This is a genomic window from Flavobacterium hiemivividum, assembly GCF_004349145.1.
Lineage (GTDB): Bacteria > Bacteroidota > Bacteroidia > Flavobacteriales > Flavobacteriaceae > Flavobacterium > Flavobacterium hiemivividum.
This window is the reverse complement of sequence record NZ_SMFO01000001.1, coordinates 761,051-780,152: the sequence shown is the minus strand read 5'-3', so window position 1 is coordinate 780,152 and position 19,102 is coordinate 761,051. Positions and strand designations below refer to the sequence as shown.

General features: G+C 35.1%; 10 protein-coding genes. 7 read left to right on the top strand and 3 right to left on the bottom strand.

From position 1 onward, the window contains the following. The first annotated feature begins 215 nt into the window (after nt 1–215). From E0F98_RS03445 to E0F98_RS03430, 4 genes are all read left to right on the top strand, one after another. A complete protein-coding gene (locus tag E0F98_RS03445) occupies nt 216–3,023 on the top strand; it encodes a TonB-dependent receptor (RefSeq protein WP_132109190.1) in 2,808 nt (935 codons plus the stop codon). 29 nt (nt 3,024–3,052) lie between these two features. Next, the gene (locus tag E0F98_RS03440; protein WP_132109189.1) at nt 3,053–4,579 is read left to right on the top strand and encodes an SGNH/GDSL hydrolase family protein; all 1,527 of its coding nucleotides are present in this window, start codon (nt 3,053–3,055) and stop codon (nt 4,577–4,579) included. Between the two features lie 251 nt (nt 4,580–4,830). Further along, complete coding sequence (atpD, locus tag E0F98_RS03435) at nt 4,831–6,342, top strand: F0F1 ATP synthase subunit beta (protein WP_132109188.1); 1,512 nt, start codon at nt 4,831–4,833, stop codon at nt 6,340–6,342. 76 nt (nt 6,343–6,418) lie between these two features. Next, the gene (locus tag E0F98_RS03430) at nt 6,419–6,700 is read left to right on the top strand and encodes a F0F1 ATP synthase subunit epsilon (protein ID WP_132109187.1); all 282 of its coding nucleotides are present in this window, start codon (nt 6,419–6,421) and stop codon (nt 6,698–6,700) included. 312 nt (nt 6,701–7,012) lie between these two features. Here E0F98_RS03430 and E0F98_RS03425 read toward each other — a convergent pair whose 3' ends face one another. Continuing rightward, nucleotides 7,013–8,512 carry an aminotransferase-like domain-containing protein gene (locus E0F98_RS03425; RefSeq protein WP_207917081.1) on the bottom strand — a complete coding sequence of 500 codons (1,500 nt, stop codon included), beginning with the start codon at nt 8,510–8,512 and terminating at the stop codon, nt 7,013–7,015. An 81-nt stretch (nt 8,513–8,593) separates the two neighbouring features. Here E0F98_RS03425 and E0F98_RS03420 point away from each other — a divergent pair, with 81 nt between their 5' ends. Beyond that, on the top strand, nt 8,594–10,417 hold the full coding sequence (locus tag E0F98_RS03420; protein ID WP_132109185.1) for a TonB-dependent receptor plug domain-containing protein: 1,824 nt from the start codon (nt 8,594–8,596) through the stop codon (nt 10,415–10,417). 149 nt (nt 10,418–10,566) lie between these two features. On the opposite strand, the gene E0F98_RS03415 is transcribed toward E0F98_RS03420, so the two are convergent. Further along, nucleotides 10,567–11,040: a regulatory protein RecX gene (locus E0F98_RS03415; protein WP_132109184.1), complete on the bottom strand. Its 474-nt coding sequence runs from the start codon at nt 11,038–11,040 to the stop codon at nt 10,567–10,569. A 223-nt stretch (nt 11,041–11,263) separates the two neighbouring features. Here E0F98_RS03415 and E0F98_RS03410 point away from each other — a divergent pair, with 223 nt between their 5' ends. Next, nucleotides 11,264–14,716 carry a T9SS sorting signal type C domain-containing protein gene (locus tag E0F98_RS03410; RefSeq protein ID WP_132109183.1) on the top strand — a complete coding sequence of 1,151 codons (3,453 nt, stop codon included), beginning with the start codon at nt 11,264–11,266 and terminating at the stop codon, nt 14,714–14,716. A 658-nt stretch (nt 14,717–15,374) separates the two neighbouring features. After that, complete coding sequence (locus tag E0F98_RS03405) at nt 15,375–18,161, top strand: T9SS sorting signal type C domain-containing protein (RefSeq protein WP_132109182.1); 2,787 nt, start codon at nt 15,375–15,377, stop codon at nt 18,159–18,161. A gap of 102 nt (nt 18,162–18,263) precedes the next feature. Here the strand turns inward: E0F98_RS03405 and E0F98_RS03400 are convergent, their stop codons facing one another. Beyond that, complete coding sequence (locus E0F98_RS03400) at nt 18,264–19,067, bottom strand: NAD-dependent epimerase/dehydratase family protein (RefSeq protein WP_132109181.1); 804 nt, start codon at nt 19,065–19,067, stop codon at nt 18,264–18,266. Between the last annotated feature and the right edge of the window lie 35 nt (nt 19,068–19,102).

Here is a 19,102-nt window from a genome sequence, read left to right as displayed (position 1 = left end):
TTTATGATAAATGCATTATTTTAACTTAAATTATATGTATGCATAGTATTTTTATGATTTTCGACCAAAATATTAAATATAATTTATAATATTATAATATTGAATATGTTAAAATAGAATTAAAAAGATAACAATAATGAAATATTTTTAACGTTTTTTTAATAATATTAAAATTAATTGTACTTTGGTGATCTAAATCAATAAAATCTAGCCAAATGAAAATGTATTTTCTTTTTTTGTCATTGTTTTTTTGTAGCATAAGTTTTGCTCAGACTTCAATTTCAGGTGCCGTTACTGATAGTGACAACCAACCAGTTTTTGGAGCTAACATTAAAGTCATTGGAGGTGCCGCTGGCACAGTTACTGATAATGATGGAAAATTTAATTTAACAGCTTCGAGTAAACTGCCTTATGTTATTGAGATTTCAAGTGTAGGGTTTGTTTCGGTTAAAGTAACGATCACTTCAAATAATCAAAAGGTAAATGTTGTTCTAAAAGATGAGTCGAACTTACTAAATGAGATTGTAGTATCAGCTTCAAGAACTCCTGAAAGAGTTTTAGAATCTCCAGTTACGATTGAGAGAATGGGTACTGCTGAAATAAAGAAATCAGCTTCGCCTACCTTTTATGACGGTCTAGAGAATTTAAAAGAAGTACAAATGAATACTAGTAGTATGTCATTTAAATCTATAAATACTCGTGGTTTTGCAACTGTAGCTAATACTCGTTTCATGCAGTTAGTTGACGGAATGGATAATTCCTCTCCTTTACTAAACTTTGTACTTGGAAACTTAATAGGTGTTTCTGAAATTGATGTTCAAAGTGTGGAGTTGTTACCTGGTGCTTCATCTGCATTATATGGTGCGAACGCTTTTAACGGGATTTTGTTTATGACAAGTAAAAGTCCATTTACAAGTCCTGGAATTACCGCTTATGCAAAATTTGGGCAAACAACTCAAAAGGCTGCAGGTACTAATGATTATGTTGATTATGGTATTCGTATGGCACATGCTTTTAGCCCTAAACTTGCGGCTAAAGCTAACTTCACTTACATGAAAGCAACTGATTGGTATGCTACTAATTATGATGATAGAACAATTGAAGGTAGAGATAGAAGTCATCATAATTATGATGGAGTAAATGTTTATGGTGATGAGGTTAGTACTAACTTAAAAGGCGTTGGTCAATCATTAGCGGTATTAGGTTTAATTCCGGCGTCGGCAGTGAATTTATTACCTAGCTATAATATAAGTAGAACTGGTTATAATGAAGTTGACTTGACGGATAATAAGGCAACCAATACAAAAATTGATTTCTCAGTTCATTATAGACCTTTTGGAAATGAAAATGTGGAGGTTATTTTCCAAAGTAAATTTGGTTTTGGAAATGCAGTTTATCAAGGAGCTAACAGGTATTATCTAAATAATTTTTTTATGCAACAGCATAAAATTGAGGTAAAAGGTAAAAACTTTTTCTTAAGAGGTTACACTACCACAGAAGATGGAGGGCAATCTTATGACATGTTGTTTACAGGTATCAACATTAATAGAGAGTGGAAAGACGATAAAACTTGGTTTGGTCAATATGCGGGAGCTTACGTTCAAACGGCATTAGCTGGCGCGACTCCTGAAAATTCCCATTTAATAGCGAGGCAAACAGCTGATCAAGGGAGATTTCTTCCAGGTACGCCAGAATTTAAAACAGCATTCAATAAAGTAACGAATGAAGCAAGTGTTTTGACGGGCTCTAAACTAGTGGATAACTCTAAAATTTACCACTCAGATGCTAATTACAACTTTAAACATCTTATTGATTTTGCCGAAATCCAAGTGGGTGGATCGTACAGACAATATCAATTAAACTCTAGTGGTCGAATTTATACTGACGCTGATGGACCAATATTATATAACGACTATGGTGCTTACACTCAGCTAACAAAAAAATTTATTGATGATCGTTTGAAATTTACAGGATCTGTACGTTATGATAAATCACAAAATTTTGATGGTAATATCTCGCCAAGAGTATCTTTCGTGTATTCAGGTGGTGAAAGTAGGAGACATAACTTTAGAACTTCGTTTCAAACCGGTTTTAGAAATCCATCTACTCAAGATCAATACATAGGATTTAATGTAGGAAGTGCTATTTTATTAGGGTCAGCGCCAGATAACTTGACCCGATATACTGAAACATTACCAATCGCTACAACTGTAGGTCAGGGATTTGCAAATGGTACTTCGGTTACTATTAATGGTACAAACGCTTATAATAATTCTTACCTCGCTTCTTCGGTTATCGCTTTTGCTGCAGCTGGAAATCCTGCATTATTAAAGAAAACAAATGCTAATCTTGTAAAGCCGGAAGAAGTGAAAGCTTTTGAACTTGGATACAGATCATTTATAAATAAAACATCGATCGATATCAATGGTTACTACAATATCTACAATAACTTTATTGGTAATTTAAACGTTGTTACACCTTTATATGGAGATGCTTTAGATGGAGGTGGATTAACAAATCCAGAGGGTCAAAAAGCTTTACACGCTATACAAAACGGTAACACAAGAACTTTTCAATTGTACACTAATACAGAATTGGAGATTAAATCTTTAGGTTTAGGTATTGGCTTGTCTCGAAAAGTATACAAGGATTTTGAAGTAGGAGCAAATTATAACTATGCTGAATTTAAATTCGACCAAGCGAAAGATCCTAGTTTTGAAGCTGGATTTAATACACCAAAACATAGAGTTAAAGCATCATTTGGAAACGAAAAATTATTTGAAAACTTTGGTTTTAATATTAGTGGAAGATGGAACAGTGAATATTTATGGCAATCAACAATGGTAGACGGTATGATTGATGCTGCTACGGTAATCGATGCTCAAATCAATTACAATATTCCTAAATTAAAATCAACTCTTAAAATAGGAGCTTCAAATCTTGGTGGAAAAGAGTATGCACAAGTTTTAGGTGCTGGACTAATTGGGCAACAATATTTTGCTTCTTGGACGCTTAACCCGTAATTCTTACAAAAATTAAAAAACACATAACCATGATAAAAAATTTCAAATGGCTACTACTGGTTTCCTTAAGCTTTGTAGCATGTAATAATGATGATGCCGTAGTTGTAGATGCAAATTCATCTGACGGATTGCCTTTGACGGCTGGGACTGCAGATTTTTCAAAATTTGTTTCATTAGGAAACTCTTTAACAGCAGGTTATTCTGACAATGCCTTGTTTATTGAAGGTCAAAAAGTATCGTACACTAATATAATGGCGCAACAATTTGCTGAAGTTGGTGGTGGAACTTTTAAAATTCCCTTTATGGCAGACAATGTTGGAGGATTTAAAATTAACGGTACTGTAATGGGTTTTCCTAGGTTAGCTTCGACAGGTGGTGTAGCTCCAGTGGCAGTTGTGGGAACTCCTTCAACAGAGATATTAACCTCTATAGTTTCAGGAGGTCCTTACAATAACTGTGGTGTGCCAGGGGCTAAAAGTTTTCATTTGTTATCGCCAAGCTACGGTAGTGCAGCAGGTCTTTCTCTTGGAACTGCTAATCCATATTATGTTCGCTTTGCTCCAAATGCTACGACTTCTGTGGTGGCATATGCGATGTCTCAAACACCAACATTCTTCTCTCTTTGGATAGGAAACAATGATGTTTTGGGGTATGCAACAACAGGTGGAGATGGGACAAATCCAATCACGCCTTCGGCAGGTCCTGCAGGAGCTGGTTTTGATGCTACATACGATGCTTTAGTAAATACTCTAACTTCTGGAGGAGCGAAAGGAGTTGTGGCAAATATTCCTTATGTAAATACAGTACCTTTTTTTACGTTCATCGCGACAAATCCAGTTCCATTAAACGCAACGCAGGTAGCGCAATTGAATCCGCTATTTGGAGCAATGAACAGTATTTTAGCCATGGCCTCACAGCCTGCTCGTTTTCAAACACTAACAGCAAGTTCTACAAATCCACTTTTAATTGCTGATGAAATGTTAGCTTATGATGCTACGGCCTTATTTACTACCGCTTTTCAAGGAGCTCCGTTTAATTATCCGTTAGCAACAGCTAGTTTTTTAGGGACTCTTTATGGGAAAGCGCGCCATGCTAGTAATGCGCCAGCAACAAGAGATTATATATTATTAACCGCAGGCGGTTCAATAGGGGCAGCTCAACCAGGATATCCAGCTAATAATAGTACTATTGGGATAACATTTCCTATGGAGGACAAAGCAACTTTAACAGCCAGTGAAGTAGCTTTGGTAAAAACAGCGACGGATGCTTACAATGCAAAAATTAAAGCCGTTGCAACAGCAAAAGGATTGGCTTTTGTTGATGCTAATGCTTTAATGACCTTAGTTGCTGGCGGTGGATTTTCGGCAAATGGATTTAGTGTAACAGGCGCTTTTATTACAGGTGGTGGATTCTCAACAGATGGGGTACATCCTTCTCCAAGAGGTTATGCAATGATTGCAAACAAATTTGTTGAAGCAATTAATATGACTTACGGTTCAAATCTAAAAGGAGTTAATTTAGGTGATTATCGTATCTTGTTTCCAAAATCACTTTAATTTAAAGTTGTTTGTTTAAGATATGAGAAGCCATTCGTCGAAAGTCGAATGGTTTTTGTTTTTTTGCCGCTTTATTGGGGTATTTTTACATTTTTAAACACCTTTTTATTTTTTACTGTTTTTTATATAAAAAATTATTGATTTTTTATTTTAAAAAATTATCTTTGCAAACTGAAAAAAGCATGTAATCGATACATTTCGGTTGATACTAATTCATAAACCTAAATAGCTATTTAATAAACACATAAGTAATGTCAAAAGTAATAGGAAAAGTTGCCCAAATCATTGGACCAGTAGTTGACGTAGTTTTCAACGGCGCAGATGTTGAACTTCCAAAAATTTATGATTCATTAGAAATCACAAAAAAAGATGGTACTTTATTAGTACTTGAAGTGCAATCTCACATTGGTGAAAACACAGTTCGTACCATTTCGATGGACTCAACAGATGGTTTGAGTAGAGGTTATGAAGTAGTTGGAACAGGAAATCCTATCCAAATGCCGATTGGTGCCGATGTTTACGGTCGTTTATTCAACGTAATCGGAGATGCAATTGATGGACTAGGAGACTTGCCAAAAACAGGAGAAAACGGAATGTCAATTCACCGTCAAGCTCCAAAATTTGAGGATCTATCAACTTCATCTGAAGTTTTATTCACAGGTATTAAAGTAATTGATTTAATTGAGCCTTACTCAAAAGGGGGTAAAATTGGATTGTTCGGTGGTGCAGGTGTTGGTAAAACAGTATTGATCCAAGAATTAATTAACAATATCGCAAAAGGTCACGGTGGACTTTCTGTATTCGCAGGAGTAGGAGAAAGAACACGTGAAGGAAATGACTTACTTCGTGAGATGTTAGAGTCAGGAATTATAAAATACGGTGATGAATTCATGCACTCTATGGAAAATGGAGGATGGGATTTATCTAAAGTAGATATGCCAGGAATGAGAGAGTCTAAAGCTACTTTCGTTTTCGGACAAATGAATGAGCCACCGGGAGCTCGTGCTCGTGTAGCACTTTCTGGATTATCTATCGCTGAATATTTCCGTGATGGAGCAGGAACAGATCAAGGAAAAGACGTTTTGTTTTTCGTTGATAACATCTTCCGTTTTACACAAGCAGGATCTGAGGTTTCGGCACTTTTAGGTCGTATGCCATCTGCAGTAGGATACCAACCAACATTAGCTACTGAAATGGGGGCGATGCAAGAACGTATCACATCTACAAACAAAGGTTCTATTACATCTGTACAAGCGGTTTACGTACCTGCAGATGATTTAACTGACCCGGCACCAGCAACAACGTTTGCTCACCTTGATGCAACAACAGTATTGTCTCGTAAGATTGCTGAGCTAGGTATTTATCCAGCGGTTGACCCGTTAGATTCTACTTCTCGTATCTTGACACCACAAATTCTTGGTGATGAGCATTATGACTGTGCACAAAGAGTAAAAGAAATTCTTCAAAAATACAAGCAATTGCAAGATATTATAGCGATTCTTGGTATGGAAGAATTATCAGAAGAAGATAAATTAGCTGTTTCTAGAGCACGTCGTGTACAACGTTTCTTATCTCAACCTTTCCACGTTGCTGAGCAATTTACAGGATTAAAAGGAGTGTTAGTAGATATCAAAGATACTATCAAAGGATTTAATATGATTATTGACGGTGAATTAGATCACTTGCCAGAATCAGCTTTCAACCTTAAAGGTACTATTGAAGAAGCTATCGCAGCTGGAGAAAAAATGTTGGCAGAAGCTTAATAAGTTATGAGTTATGAGTTATGAGTTTTTTAGTAAACTTATAACTCATAATTTATAGTTCATAACTCAAAAAATTATGATTTTAGAAATAGTATCACCGGAAGCATCATTATTTAAAGGGGAAATAACGGCAGTATCTGTACCAGGTGTTGATGGAAGTTTCCAAATTTTAAATAATCACGCACCCATAGTTTCGTTACTTAATAAAGGAACGATTACTATTACGGCTCCAAATTTAGTATTTAGTAAAGAAGTTGCTGCTTTGTTTACAAAAGTAAATGACCAGAATTACACGCTAACTATTGCATCTGGAACCTTAGAAATGAAAGACAATAAAGTAATTGTTTTAGTTGACTAAAATAATACTTTCGATTTTAAAATAAAAGAAAGCCTAACGGAAACGTTAGGCTTTTTTTGTGTCCAGAATCTTGCGATAGACCCCATAAACCGAACTACTAATTGTATACTAAATTTTCACGAACACAATTCTAATCACCGAAGTAAATTCCCCTCCTTTGGAGGGTTGCCCGTAGGGTGGGGTGGTTTTTCTATGCTAAATGTCAATACTTCTTCAACTGCTTTTGCGGGGTGGTTTTTCTATTTTGAATGTTAATACTTCTTCAACTTATAAGGCGGGCGCATTTTTCAATTTCAACCCAAACCCCCCAATTCATATTCTTCCCACTACAGTATCATACCCTAATTTCAACTTTTTAATTACAATTTCAATCTCTTCTTCATCTAAACGACCAAAACCAAAACGAATCGCACAAGTGTTTTTATTCTGATAAAGAATAGTTTTAGGAAGTAATAAATCAATTTTAAGGACTTCCTCAGCTAATTGAACTAAAGATATTTTGGGTTCAAATTCTAGCCAAATCGCCAATCCACCACTTGGTTTTTTCCACTGTATCGTTTCTTTAAAATAGTGTGTTAGCATCACGCACAAAAAATCTCTTCTTTTCTTATAATTAATGATGTTTTTCTTGATTAATCGATGAATTTCACCTTCGTAAATTAGTTCCGATAACATTTGTTCTTGGATGACATCACCTTGCTTATCTAGCATCTGCAAGTAGTTTTTAGCTTCAATAATTAAATTAGTTGGAGCGACTACAAAACCGGTTTGAAAACTAGGAAAAAAAGATTGCCCTAGTTTCCCCAAATAAATAACATTTCCATTCGCATCAGAACTCGCCATGGGTAACATGGCTGAACCTTCAAATTGAAAGTCATAATCATAATCATCTTCAATTATGGCAAATTCATATTCTTTGGCCAATTCTAATAACTCTAATCTTCGTTTTGCACTCAGCGTATTGGTAGTTGGATAATGGCGATGTGTACAAACATAAACGCAGCGAATTGACTTTTTTACATAATTTTTTCTGATGTAATCTATGTCTAAACCATTTTTATCAATTGGAATAGTTCGAATACTTGCTCCAACTTGTTGAAAAATCATGTTTGCTGCATAATTACTCCAGTTTCCTACCAATACAAGATCTTTAGGTTGTAATAGGAGCTGCGAAACGATGTATAAACTCATTTCGGTACTTCTGGTGCTGATTAAGTTATTTGGTTTAATATGAAAGCCACGCGTTGCATTTAAGTAATTACACAGTTGATTTTCATAAACGGAATAGGAACTATTTGAAGTTTGATTCCATTTTGACAGTACCGTTTTTCGTTTCATTGAGGCACTATACCATTTAGAAAATTGATGTGTGGGATGCAATCTCAAATCGGGTTGACCATCGTTTATACTATATTTTGTTTCTTTAGTTTCAATAGTGGAAGCCAAGTGGAAGGAGGGTTTAAAATCAAATCCTGTTGTTTCTATGTATCTATTTGCCTGGTTTTCAGGATAGGTTATGGCTTTGATTGGGACTGTTTTTTGTTCTGGGACAATTACAAACGTTCCCTTGTTTGGTATGATTTCTACCCAACCTTGCGAGGCCAGTTCGTCGTAAACAGCGACGACAGTGTTCCTGTGAATGTGTAATAACTGACTCAGCGATCTACTTCCCGGTAAAGCCGTTCCTTTTGTTAAATAACCGCGCTGAATGGCATCAATAATTTGATGTGAAATTTGAATAAATACTGCTGTTAATGTATTTTTTTCGAACTGAATTAATTGTTTTAAAAGTGTTTCAACCGGACTATTCATAATTTAAATACTGGACTAGATTACTCGTCCGGAAAGTTACGAATTTTGCAACGGTTTAAAAATAAACAAAAAATATAATTTATGAAAAATACAATGGCAGTAGCTTCTTTAGTACTTTGTGCTTTAGTTGGAAAAGCACAAGAGGCAAAACAGAAAATGGACTCACTGAATGAAGTTGTAGTGACTTCCTCAAGAATTGATTTGCCTTTTGATGAAAATTCAAGAACTATTCAAATTGTTACCGCTAGTGACATAAAAAAATTAGGTGTGACAAATGTGGCGGATGCTTTACAGCAAGTTGCAGGTGTTGATGTAAGAAGACAGGGTGTAAACGGAATGCAAGCCGATTTATACATTAGAGGTGGCAGTTTTGATCAAACATTATTGCTGATTGATGGAATAAAAGTAGATGATGCTCAAACGGGACATCACACTTTAAACTTGGCTTTGCCAATTGAAGTGATTGAAAGAATCGAAATTATAAAAGGGCCGGCTGCACGTGTTTTCGGACAAAATGCTTTTTCGGGAGCGGTAAATATTGTTACTAAAAGCGCTCCTCGAAATGCTTTGGTAACCAAATTGCAAACGGGTTCTTATGGACAATTTTTAGGAGAAGCCACTGCTTCTATTAATTTAGATAATAGCAGTCATATTGTTCATTTTAGCAAGAACTTTTCAAACGGGTACAGAGAAAATACTGATTTTGACAATCAAAACTTATTTGTAAAAAGTCAGTTCAATAAAAGCAAACTTCCTATTAATTTTATCGCAAGTCATTCTGAAAAGAAATTTGGAGCCAATGGATTCTACGGAATTCCATCAGCTACAAAACAATATGAAGAAACCCAAGCGACTTTAATTGGATTTTCGACTGTTATTAAAAACGGAAATTTCACTTGGAAACCAAGAGTATATTGGAAGCGAAATCAAGACGAATATTTATATGTTAGGAACAATCCCGCTGCGTATAGGAATTTGCATTTAACGAATAAAATGGCGGTGGAGCTAAACGGTTCTTATACGTCAAATGCTGGAATTACTGGTTTTGGTGTTGAATTTTCAAAATATTTTATCACAAGTAATCGATTGGGAGACAATCAAAGGGAAATTGCAACTTTGTTTCTAGAGCATCGTTTTCAGTTTTTGGATGATAAATTAGATGTAACTCCTGGTGTTGCTGCTTCTTATTTTTCAGACTTTGATAATAAATTATTTCCTGGAGTCGATGTAGGTTATGCGGTTTCTGATGATGTGAGAGTTTACGGAAATATCGGTTACACCTACAGAGTTCCTACTTACACTGATTTATATTACATAGGTCCGCAGGCGATAGGAAATCCGAATTTACAAGCAGAAGATGCCTTAGCGCAAGAGATAGGAATTCGATGGAGTACCAATCGTTTTGGTCTTTCGGTAGCTGGTTTTAATAGAGATTCAAATAATTTAATTGATTATGTAAGAGTAAATGCTAGTGATGTTGTTTTCTCTCCACAAAACATTCAGGATGTGAATACCAAAGGTGTTGAAACACAATTGGATTATAAGTTTACATTGAATAATCTAAATCAAAAAATCAGCTTTGGGCATACTTTTATTGACGATGAAATCAAAAAAACAACAGCTGTTGAATCGAGATATTCCATCAATTCCTTGAAGCATCAAATGGTTAGTTCGTACCAAATGCAATGGTTTGAAAACTTCACTAATTCAATTGCGTATCGTTATATGGAACGAACTTCTGGAACGAGTTACAATGTGGTAGATCTTAGTGCGGCTTATAACTGGAACGACGTGGAGTTGTCAGTTTATGCTAATAATATCTTTAATACAGACTATTCAGAAAGTAGTTTGATTCCAATGCCAAAAGGGAATTTACTTTTTGGATTAAAATACACGTTTAAGTAGTAAATGGCTTTTCTTTTATCATAAGATCGCTTAAAATTTATTTTATGCAGACATTGCCTTGTTAGTTCAGGGCAATGTTTTTTTATAATACTAATGGGGATTTTCTTTTCAAAACCTAAATTTCACAACACACAACAGAAAACCACTCACTACTCACTACTCTCCATTTCCTTCATTTTCTCATAAACGAGATTACTCTCAAATCCCTTTCTTAGCAGAAAATCGCAAAACTTCTTTTTCTTTTTTAATGCGTCACTTTCCCGTATCGCTTCCCATTGCCTTTCGGCAAAGGAATGAAATGTATCTAGATATTCCTCCGGTGGTATTTCTTTGAGTGCCAAATTAATATTATAGGTCGTAATCTTGCGAAATTTTAATTCGTTTACAATTCTAATTTTTCCCCAATGCTTGATGCGGTGTTTTCCTCTGGTAAAACTACAAGCAAACCGACTCTCGTTAAGAAAATTAGATGAGATTAGATGGATAATAATTTCATCAATTTCGCTAGAATCCAGTTTCATGGTACGCAATTTACTAACTACTTCCTCATGGCAACGCTCTTGATAAGCACAGTAATGCTCAATTTTATTGATAGCTTCTTTTATGGAATAGACTTCTTTCATTTTAGTATTTCGAAAAAGTGAATTTAAGAATTAAAATTGGTAAGTTATTTTAATTAGTTAGATGTTAAAAAAAACTTTAAACATAAGTAAATGAGTTAGTTGGCGATAAAACGAACATGTGAACGAGTTTGTTTTGTTAGGGTTGTTATTTTGTTAAACTTAGTATTAAAATCGAAATGTATGCTGCAACACAGTATTGTTTTATTTATAAAAAAACTAAGGTATGAAGATAATATTTACCATTTTTCTTGTTTTATGTCAAACATTTGTTTTTGCAGTACCAAAAACTTATAGCGGAGCAAATGGGCTTTGGAATACTGCAGCGAATTGGAGCCCAAGTGGAGTTCCAACAGGTTCTGATGATGTTGTAATACCAAGTGGGAAAATCGTTGCTATATCTGTTAATATAGAGGTAAAAAGTATCTCTGTTTCAGGCGCATTGAAAATTAACGATGGATTACTTTTCACTGTTGGGAGCAATTTAACTTCAGGTAGTTTTACGGTTAATTCCGGAGGAAGTTTCACAATGGGTTCAGGTAATGATGTTGCGACTCTAGTAATTTTTGGAGATTATAGTAATAGTGGGATAACCGACTTTTGGAAAAGTACAGTGGTAATTAGTGGTAATTTGTTTAGTTCTTCAACCTCGGAACTACAAAAACAGGGTAATGTCGTTGTAGGAGGTAATATAATTGGACAATTTGATACGACTGGCGGTAATGGAGCTGGGCAGATTTATGCAGTAAACCCTAATGCAACAGTAATTATAGCACCAACTTCTATAGACAATAATGTCATTCCTGGAACTCAGGTTGTAGTTCCAACTGAATCGCAAATTTTGGTGGATTTAGTTAATAATGCAATTTATGGAGGAAGTTGTTCGTTTACTATTAGTGATACATCTAATATTAACGTTTGCACTTCAAGAAATGTGGTATTTACTTCTTCGGCTACTGGAACTTCACCTACTTTCATTTGGCAGGTTAATATGGGTTCTGGTTGGATAGACTTGAGTGAAGGAAACCTTTACTCGGGAGTTACAACTTCTACTCTTACAATTACTGGGGTTACTGCTGGAATGAATAATTATAAGTACAGGACTAAAGTAACGGTTGCTTCTTGTAGTAAAAATGGAAACTATGGGGTTTTAACTGTAAGTTCGTCCCCGATAATTTCTACACAACCTATTAATCAATTAGATTGTGAAGGTGCTTTTGTGAGTTTTAATGTTGTCGCTATTGGAAGTGAATTGAGTTATACTTGGCAGTATAAAAAAACTACTGACGGTAGTTTTCTTGCTATGCCCACTACTAATGTTACTTATCCTTCTGCAGGTAAAATTACTATCGCAAATGTAGGAAGTAGTCAGTATCCAAATGGGACACAATTTCAGGTAGTTGTGTCAAATGGTACTTGTAGTGTTACTTCAAATACGGTTGTTCTTTCAGTAAATGAAATAGTGGCGATAAATTCACCTGCCCTTACTCCTTCTCAATCTGTAGTGGATGTAAAACTTTGTTATGGATCTAATTATTCCTATACAGCAGTAATTTCAAATCCATCAAACGGTCCTGTTACATACCAATGGAAAAGTCAAATTCCATCTGGTTCTTGGAATAATGTTGTAGATGGACCTCATTTTTCAGGAGCAACAACTGCTGTTTTAAAAATAATTAATGGTACACCAGCTGAGTCAGGTAAATACCGAGTCGATGTTGTTTATGATAGGACTGGTGGTAATTGTAGTGTCAGTAGTTTTGCAAAAGTTAGGTCATTAACTTTCTATCCTTTGTTAACGAATCCAGTTGCAACGATTTCTCAACCAGATTGTATCACAAATACAGGTATTATTACTGTAATGGTGCAAAGTGCAACTGATGTTTATAGCTTTGATAATGGCGCAAATTATCAAGCAAGTAATATTAAATCAGGACTTACAGCAGGTACATATAATGTAATTATAAAAAATATAGGAGGGTGTATTTCTCCAGTTTCCACCAATGTATTAATTCCATCAATTATTTCAACATGGAATGGGGGATCGTGGTCGCCAAGTGCTCCTACCATAAATGACAAAATAGTCTTTAATGGGAATTATACAGCTAGTCAAAATTTGCTAGCATGTTCTTGTGAAGTACAGTCAGGTAACGTTGTTTTTTCAAGTGGAAAAATATTGACTTTGACAAATGAATTAAAAGTGACTAGTGGTGCTTTGATTTTTGAAGACAAAGCGAGTCTCGTTCAGATTAATAATGTAACTAATTCAGGAAATATAACTTATAAACGGTCAACGAGTCCAATAAGCAATTTCGATTATACCTATTGGTCTTCTGCTGTTTCACCACAAACACTTTATAATGTTTCTCCCAACACTCTTGGAGATAAATTTTACTCTTTTGATGGGGTTGGAAATAAGTGGGTTCAAGAAAGTACTTCGGCAATAATGGATAAAGGGATTGGCTATATTATAAGAGGACCGCAAAGTTATGCAGCTCCTATTCTTCCTTCTCCATATCTAGCTTCTTTTATTGGGGTGCCTAACAATGGTACTATTTCTATACCAATCACAACTTCCGGGAATGCGCTCTATTTGCTTGGAAATCCCTATCCTTCCGCACTAGATGCAGATGCTTTCATATTAAATAATCCCGTACTCGAGGGAACGCTTTATTTTTGGACGCACAATACAGCTATTGGTGCAAATGTATCTAATCCGGGTTCGGGGGTATACGCTTATTCTGGGGATGATTATGCGTCTTATAACTTAACTGGTGGCGCAGCAACTAGTACTGGAGTAAAAGCGGGCAGTGCTAGTATACCGGGAGCTATTAATACAGCTATTCCCTCAGGAAAAATTGGTTCAGGCCAAGGTTTCTTTGCGGGAACTAAAACCTCAGGAAGTGTTAATTTTACAAATAGTATACGAGTTGGTGTAGGAACAATCTCGGGAGACAATTCTCAGTTCTTCAAGTTTAGCGCTAGTAAAACGGCCGAAGTAGTTGAAAAAAACAGGGTGTGGCTTAACTTGTTTAATAATGAAGGAGCATTTAAACAGACGCTGGTGGGTTATGTTACTGGAGCAACAAATGAAATCGATAGTCGATATGACGGAGAGAGTTTTGACGGAAATAAGTTTGTCGATTTTTATAGTATCAGTAACGAAAGGAAACTTGTTATCCAGGGTCGAGCTCTGCCCTTTGACAAAGAAGACAAAGTGTCTTTAGGATATAAAACGACTATTGAAGGAGCTTTTACCATAGCGATTGATCAAGTAGATGGTTTATTTCAGGACCAAGAGGTGTTTCTTGAAGATAAAGAAATAAATATTCTCCATAATTTAAAAAAGGGGCCTTATACTTTTAATACCGCTAAAGGTATTTTTAATAATAGATTTGTTTTAAGTTATACCAGTAAAACCTTATCGAATAAAGAGCATGTTTTTTTAGATAAAGAAGTTGTAGTTTCGAATAAAAATAAAGAAATAAAAATAATATCGTCAGTTGACTCTATTGATTCTGTATGTGTTTACGATATTACGGGCAAACAAATCTATAAGAAATCCAAGGTTGATAGCAATCAATTGCTGATTCATGGTTTACTTCCTGGAAATCGAATTCTTATTGTAGAAGTTGTACTTCAAAATGGAAAGCGCAGTTCACAAAAGATTGCTTATTAAACTAAATATCTTGTTTTTAGGATCTAAAAATTTTCACACTGCAAAGTCGTAAATTTTAAGATAATTATAATTTGAATAATTTGGACTAAATATCAGTAATTCAACCTTTCAGACTTTAAGTTTGCTAAACCAAATCGATAGACTTTCGGTCCATAGCGGTTTAGTTTATTCATAATAGCACCGTTTAAAAACGATAACTATAGACAATAGGGTTGAGAAGTACTGCTAAGAAAATTAGATAGACCATAATTTTATCGTTTTCATTCATCCGATCCCTCCTTTCGGTAGCAATTTGGTATCTAGGTCTTCATTCTAACACTTCTGATAATTATCGTAAACCTCCATTTATTCGTTTCTACTGTTATCGAAAAACACCTTACATTTTTAAAACCCTAAAGAAGAGTTTCTCGTACTTAAGAGTCTGAAGGCAAGCAATTGACAGCTGTCGAATCTTAATGTGTAAGTAAGAATATTATTTCATTAAATTTTCAGTTTTGTAAGTTTATTATTAAGAATAAATGCGACAAAAACTGTAGTTAAACGGTGAAAAATGCCGATAACCGACAATATTTTATTAAGTCTTTTTTTTGATGTTTTTTCGCGTGTGATCTAATTGTTTTTTAACAGATAAATAATACGATTTTTAATAAAAACCTATATGAAAATAAAATTACCCAAATCTACAATTTTTACGGTTTTAATGTTGTTGTTGAGTTGTGTTATGTTTGCACAGTCTGCTGGGGATTATCGCTCAGCTGGAAATGGAAACTGGACTGACCGCAATAGTTGGGAACGTTTTAATGTTCCGGGAGGATGGTTAACTCCAACAGCGGCTCAGGGATATCCAGGGCAAAATGTAGGTACAGGTGCTGTTTTGATTCAGGCAGGAAATACAATAACTATTGGCACTAGCGCTTTAACAACTCAATCAATGGGCACGCTGACAATTAGTGGATCGCTGGTTTTGAAAGGAATTGGCACAGGGAGTAACGGAACAGATTTTCTTTTAAATACTAATAAAGTCATTGTTACTTCTGGTTTAAATCCAGCAGCCAATATTAATTTCCAAGATAAAGTTGATTTAAAGTTGCCTTCTAATTCGAGTTTAGAAGTCAGTATAGGTGGACTTGAAGGAGATTGTAGTAATAATCAAGATATTTATATAGGATCAAATGTATATTCCTATTGTAAAGGTGGTGAAAGTGTCCTTCCAACCTTCTCGGATCTTATGATAAACGGTGGCTCATTGACTGCTACTCCTTCTTCAAACTCTCCAGTTTGCCAAAACAACACAATAAATTTGAATGGAAATTACTCAGGGTTTAGTGGCAAAAAAACTTCAGGGGGTTCAGATGGTGTAAATTATTCATGGTCAATCGTTTTAGCGCCAGCAGGAACAATTACAGATAGTACTTCTAAAGACGCAAGTATTACAAATGTAAGTGCTGGTACTTATCAAATTCAGCTTACTTGTTCTACCTATTATGGAACCAATTTATATGCAAATTCTAAAACAATTTCTGTGGTGGTTAATGATTTACCATCAACTCCAGCAGCAGAAATTGTAACGCAACCTACATGTTCTGTGCCAACAGGAAGCTTTATGATAACTAATTATAATGTGTCATACACATATACTTTTTCTCCATCTACAGGAGTAATTGTTAATGCTGATAAAGTAACAGCACCTCCGGGGACTTATACTTTTACAGCTTTTAATGGAAACTGTATGTCTACAGCTTCAGCAAACGTGGTTATTAATAATCCACCAGACACAAAAAGATGGAATGGAACTGCTTGGCAAAAATGGAATGGTACAATATGGGTTTCGACTGGTAATCCAACGATTGATAATCCAACAATTGAAAACCCTATAATTTTTACTGGAAATTATGATTCAATTGTAGATATAGATGGTTGTTCATGTTTGGTTAACGCTGGAGTACATGTTAAAATAGCTTCAGGAAAAACCCTAAAACTTCAGAACGAATTAGTAGTAAATGGTACACTTACCTTTGAAGACACAGCTAATCTTGTACAAATAAATAGTAGTGCTGCAAATAGTGGTAATATTACATATAAGCGAACAGCAACAGGGATAAAGGTTAATGATTATATTTACTGGTCCACTCCGGTAGGAGGTCAAATATTGGGAGATTTCTCTCCATCGACTAAATATCTTTGGAATACAGATGTATCAAATTGGAGAGTGCCTGTGGCAGGAGATATGGTACTTGGAAGAGGGTATATAATAAGAAGGTCAATAGCTGGCGATTTTACGGGCTCTTTTACAGGAACTCCTAACAATGGGGCTGTTTCTATAGCTATAGGTAGTTCAGGTACCTTTAATCTAATAGGGAATCCTTATCCATCGGCCATAGACGCTGATAAATTTTTGAACCATAATAGCGCGGTGTTAGGTGGTACTATTTATTTCTGGACTCATATTACGGCAATAACCGAAAGAGAAAATCTTGAGCAAGGGACAGCGGGCTCGGGAAATTTAGCCTACACTTCAAATGATTATGCATCTTACAATGTTAGCGGCGGTGTTGCTACAAAAGCTAAGAGTGATAAGACAACAGACGCTGATAACAAATATAAACCTACGGGTAAAATTGCCGCTGGTCAAGCCTTTTTTGCAACTAGTAGAGCAACGGGTGAAAGTGCAAAATTTAAAAATGAAATGCGTCATGATGCTGCTATTAAACCATATAATAACACACAGTTTTTTAAAATTAAGGCAAATTCGAAAACGAATAGTACTATCGAGAAAAATAGAGTGTGGTTGAATTTAACTAATGCTGGTGGTGCTTTTAAACAAACCTTGATAGGTTATATTACTGGAGCCACTAATGAGTATGATAATGTTTATGATGGAGTTAGCTTCAATGCAAATGCTTTTATTGATTTTTATAGTATTAACAAGGATAAAAATCTTGTAATCCAGGGAAGAGCCTTGCCATTTGAGGATAATGATAAAGTGCCCTTAGGTTATAAAACAACGATTGTAGGAGAATTTAAAATCGCTATCGATGAAGTGGATGGTTTTCTTACTGGCAAAAAAATTATTTTAGAAGATAGGTTATTGAATAAAATCCAAGATCTAAGTGAAGCAGCTTATACTTTTACAACTCAAAAAGGGACTTTTAATGATCGTTTTGTTCTAAGTTATGCTAATAAAACTTTAGCAACAGAAGATTTTGAAGCGGTAGAAAATAAGGTTGTAATTACCAATAAAAATAGAGAAGTAAAAATCAGTACGCCGGAAAACGAAATCGACGCGGTATCTATTTATGATGTATCAGGTAGACAAATCTATTCTAAATCAAAGGTGGATAAAAATGAGTTAATGATTACTACTCTTATAGCCCGTGATCAGGTATTAATAGTAAAAGTGGTAATGAAGGATAAAAGCATAGTAACTAAGAAAACTATTTACTAGAGCTACATTTCAATTTATTATAAAGTCCCATTATGATTTTGCATAATGGGGCTTTCTTTTTTTTATGAAGTGAGATAAACTAATGCCATTCTAGGTTCCCTCTTACAGGTTGATTACTGTAAATCTATAGTCAAGTTTTTCTATTAGTTTGTCAGCGACAATTGTTTTTCGAATCGATGGTTGCTCATGATTAAAAATAGGCGGAGCTATGTTAAGCTCTAGTGCTTTTTGTGTATAATATATTTCGCGCGAAGGATGTGCAGGTGCTGCCGCATTATATATTTCGCCCCAGGATTCTTTCTTAATGATTCTAAGAATAATCCCAATACAATCTCTCTGATGGATTAGATTAATAGGCGCGTCTGGGTTATCAATATTATCGCGGCCTGACAAAAAGTGTATTGGATGTCGGTCTTCTCCAATCAAACCTCCAAAGCGGAGGATAGTGGTTTTAAAATGAGTGTTGCTTTGTAAAAGCGTTTCCACGACGGCTAATTGTTTTCCCCCTTCTGAATCAGGGTTTAAAGGAGTTTCCTCAGTTACTAGTTCGTTATCATCGCCATAAACTGAGGTCGAACTAATGAATAAGACGTTTTCTACAGTTGATTTTTCGATAAAAGGGATTAATGCCTCGATTTTACTAACAAAATTTTCCTTGTTGGTTCCTCTTAATTTGGGCGGAATATCAATGATTAATATCGAACTGTCTCTTAAAAAGTTTTCAATCGCACCATGAACAGCATCGGTTTCAAGTGCAATTATAAAAGGATTAATTCCTGCTTTTTCTAATTTCGAAATCTTATCTGCAGAAGTAGTCGAGCCTTTTATGTAAAATCCTTTTTCTAATAAAGCTTTCGCCAAAGGGAATCCTAACCAACCGCAACCTAAAATACTTATGTTATTCATTTTGATATTCTATTTTTTTATAACGTTATACCGCG

What these genes read in the sequence shown, in the direction of transcription:
- E0F98_RS03445 (WP_132109190.1), top strand. Translation starts at nt 216, where the DNA reads ATGAAAATGTATTTTCTTTTTTTGTCATTGTTTTTTTGTAGCATAAGT.
- E0F98_RS03440 (WP_132109189.1), top strand. Translation starts at nt 3,053, where the DNA reads ATGATAAAAAATTTCAAATGGCTACTACTGGTTTCCTTAAGCTTTGTA.
- atpD (WP_132109188.1), top strand. Translation starts at nt 4,831, where the DNA reads ATGTCAAAAGTAATAGGAAAAGTTGCCCAAATCATTGGACCAGTAGTT.
- E0F98_RS03430 (WP_132109187.1), top strand. Translation starts at nt 6,419, where the DNA reads ATGATTTTAGAAATAGTATCACCGGAAGCATCATTATTTAAAGGGGAA.
- E0F98_RS03425 (WP_207917081.1), bottom strand. Translation starts at nt 8,512, where the DNA reads ATGAATAGTCCGGTTGAAACACTTTTAAAACAATTAATTCAGTTCGAA.
- E0F98_RS03420 (WP_132109185.1), top strand. Translation starts at nt 8,594, where the DNA reads ATGAAAAATACAATGGCAGTAGCTTCTTTAGTACTTTGTGCTTTAGTT.
- E0F98_RS03415 (WP_132109184.1), bottom strand. Translation starts at nt 11,040, where the DNA reads ATGAAAGAAGTCTATTCCATAAAAGAAGCTATCAATAAAATTGAGCAT.
- E0F98_RS03410 (WP_132109183.1), top strand. Translation starts at nt 11,264, where the DNA reads ATGAAGATAATATTTACCATTTTTCTTGTTTTATGTCAAACATTTGTT.
- E0F98_RS03405 (WP_132109182.1), top strand. Translation starts at nt 15,375, where the DNA reads ATGAAAATAAAATTACCCAAATCTACAATTTTTACGGTTTTAATGTTG.
- E0F98_RS03400 (WP_132109181.1), bottom strand. Translation starts at nt 19,067, where the DNA reads ATGAATAACATAAGTATTTTAGGTTGCGGTTGGTTAGGATTCCCTTTG.